This is a genomic window from Novacetimonas pomaceti (assembly GCF_003207955.1).
In the GTDB taxonomy this organism is placed as follows: domain Bacteria; phylum Pseudomonadota; class Alphaproteobacteria; order Acetobacterales; family Acetobacteraceae; genus Novacetimonas; species Novacetimonas pomaceti.
Genome location: NZ_NOXG01000122.1, coordinates 1 through 627 on the forward strand (window position 1 = coordinate 1; position 627 = coordinate 627).

General features: G+C 65.9%; 1 protein-coding gene and 1 pseudogene. Both read right to left on the minus strand.

The window, feature by feature from the left end:
• Positions 1-61: 61 nt before the first annotated feature.
• Positions 62-304 (minus strand): hypothetical protein, encoded by a 243-nt coding sequence (locus CFR71_RS15960; protein ID WP_110532262.1) that lies wholly within the window; start codon positions 302-304, stop codon positions 62-64.
• A gap of 70 nt (positions 305-374) precedes the next feature.
• A pseudogene (locus CFR71_RS15965) lies at positions 375-627 on the minus strand (hypothetical protein); the annotation flags it as partial.

Consider the following 627-nt stretch of genomic DNA (forward strand, 5'->3'; position numbering starts at 1 on the left):
AGAAGATACGGCTGGGATCGGTCAAACGGGATGAAGCGGCTCATCGCGACACTCTACAGCCTTACCCCTTCACAGGGTACCCCAACCCGACAGGCTGCTCGGTCGCCTCCCGCCATGCGTCGATGCCGTGGTCGGCAATAAAGTCATGGGCGCCGTCATCTTCGGGGTGCGGCATTTCCGGGCCGTGATAAAAAGGATTGCGATGCCAGACGTCCCGGTCCGTCAGGACCCATGCGTGGTCGGGCGCAGCACGCGAAAGCGCAAAGGCCTCGTCGCGGTCTGCCATGGATTCATATTCGCTCATGCGGGTCGATCCTTGCGGAAAGGTACCTTGCCGTGGGTGGCCGGACCTGCCGCGGGTCCGGCCGGGTCGGTCAGAAGCCGAGAGCGTCCATCTCGGCGGCTGCGGCCCGCTGGTCGATGGTGCGGGCGTTGCTAGCCGTGTAGGGCTTCCACGGGGCGCCGATCATGTCCTCGTAGGCGGCAAGGGCCCCGCGGGCGGACGCGACCAGAGCGGCGGCCTTGATTCCCTGCTCGGCTGCGAAGCGGCGGGCGTTGGCCGCCCTGTTTTCCAGCCCGTCGACGCCCATCCGGTCCTCTTCGCGATACTCGTTGAACTGTGAGGAC